Origin of the sequence: Streptococcus sp. UBA3373 (assembly GCF_002360305.1) — a bacterium.
Lineage (GTDB): Bacteria > Bacillota > Bacilli > Lactobacillales > Streptococcaceae > Streptococcus > Streptococcus alactolyticus.
Genome location: NZ_DEQF01000001.1, coordinates 1 through 1,860 on the forward strand (window position 1 = coordinate 1; position 1,860 = coordinate 1,860).

General features: G+C 40.6%; 2 protein-coding genes and 2 tRNA genes. 2 read left to right on the forward strand and 2 right to left on the reverse strand.

Translation table 11 applies throughout. The annotated features are described in order from the left end of the window. Nucleotides 1-230 precede the first annotated feature (230 nt). Together B3R79_RS00005 and B3R79_RS00010 are read right to left on the reverse strand one after the other, a co-directional pair. Nucleotides 231-319 (reverse strand) — tRNA-Ser (locus B3R79_RS00005). Between the two features lie 49 nt (nucleotides 320-368). After that, nucleotides 369-452: transfer RNA gene (locus B3R79_RS00010), tRNA-Leu, on the reverse strand. Between the two features lie 128 nt (nucleotides 453-580). On the opposite strand from B3R79_RS00010, the gene rsgA reads away from it, so the two are divergent. Together rsgA and B3R79_RS00020 are read left to right on the forward strand one after the other, a co-directional pair. Further along, nucleotides 581-1,453: a ribosome small subunit-dependent GTPase A gene (gene rsgA, locus B3R79_RS00015; protein ID WP_293693104.1), complete on the forward strand. Its 873-nt coding sequence runs from the start codon at nucleotides 581-583 to the stop codon at nucleotides 1,451-1,453. Nucleotides 1,454-1,459: 6 nt separating this feature from the next. After that, the coding region (locus B3R79_RS00020) for a ribulose-phosphate 3-epimerase (RefSeq protein WP_293693105.1) at nucleotides 1,460-1,860 on the forward strand (401 nt) is incomplete at its 3' end.

The window sequence follows — 1,860 nt, forward strand, 5'->3', positions numbered from 1 at the left end:
TATGCGGACTGGAACTGTGGTTAAAAAGTATTATTGGGTTTATAATTTGAGATTTTTCAACTAGCACCACGGGTAAAGCAATAGAAATATGAGTGAAAGCAAGTGATTGTCATATCAGTAGTGTCAGTTATTGACTGTGTAGATGAGGTATCTCGCTAAAAAATGCCGATAGTTTATGTGCAGTGGCTTTTTTTAAAAAGATACTAAGAGTCACTTGCTTCATTAAAATAAAGAAAGGACGGGATTTGGACCCGCGTGTGAACTGTGTCCACTTGCCAGATTTCGAGTCTGGTGCCGTACCAAGCTGGGTCACCTTTCCAAAGGAAATTTCACTTGTTTTACGGCTATTGAGCAGGTGAAACAAGAAATGCGGAAGAAGGGATTTGAACCCTCACGCCTAGATTAGGCACATGCGCCTGAAGCATGCGTGTCTGCCGTTCCACCACTTCCGCGAAAAGACAAGGCCATTATACGCCTTTTCTTTTCAAAAAACAATGGCAAAATCTTTTTTGGCCAGTTTACTGAATAAAGTTCTGTTTTTTGCTATAATGAATTTATCAATTGAAAAAAGGAAAGATAGTTGCAAGGTAGAATTATCAAATCATTAGCGGGCTTTTACTATGTGGAGTCCGATGGAGTGATTTATCAGACACGTGCGCGTGGTAATTTTAGAAAAAAAGGTCAAACACCTTATGTTGGTGATTTTGTTGATTTTTCAGCAGATGAGCAGTCAGAAGGCTATATTTTAGCTATTCATGAGCGAAAAAACAGTTTGGTTCGTCCGCCAATTGTGAATATTGACCAAGCGGTGGTCATTATGTCTGCAAAAGAGCCTGATTTTAATGCCAATCTTTTAGACCGCTTTTTGGTCTTACTAGAACACAAGGCGATTGAGCCGATCGTTTACATTTCCAAGATGGATTTGCTGGACAATGTTGAGGAGATGGCAAGCATCCAGAAGCAGTATCAAGAGATTGGGTATGCGTTTTGCACCACTTTAGACGAATTGCTACCGCTTTTGACAGATAAAGTGACCGTTTTCATGGGACAAACAGGTGTTGGAAAATCTACCTTACTCAATAAAATTGCCCCCGAACTCCAATTGGAAACAGGTGAAATCTCAGATAGCCTTGGACGTGGACGCCACACGACTCGCGCTGTCAGTTTATACACTGTCAATGGTGGTAAAATTGCGGACACCCCAGGATTTTCATCGTTAGATTACGACATTCAAACGGTCGAAGATTTAAATGAAGCTTTTCCTGAATTAAGGCGCCTGAGCCATTTCTGTAAATTCCGTTCGTGCACCCATACGCACGAGCCAGAATGCGCGGTCAAGGAAGCTCTAAAAAATGGGGAACTTTGGCAATCACGCTATGATAATTACCTCCAGTTTCTCAGTGAAATTGAAAACCGTCGTGAAACATATAAAAAAGTGATTAAAAGAAAGTAGGTTCTTATGTCAACAAATAAAATCGCACCCTCTATTTTAGCTGCTGATTATGCTAATTTTGCATCAGAACTCAAACGCATTGAAGAAACCAGTGCAGAGTACGTTCATATTGATATTATGGACGGTCAATTTGTGCCAAATATCAGTTTTGGTGCAGATGTTGTGGCAAGTATGCGTAAACACAGTAAATTGTTTTTTGATTGCCATTTGATGGTGGTTAATCCTGAACGTTATGTAGATGCTTTTGCCCAAGCTGGTGCAGATATCATGACTATTCATGCTGAAGCAACGTTGCATATTCATGGGGCTTTACAAAAAATCAAGGCAGCTGGCATGAAAGCTGGTGTGGTCATCAACCCAGGAACACCTATTTCAGCGATTGAATCGGTTTTGAGTTTGGTTGACCA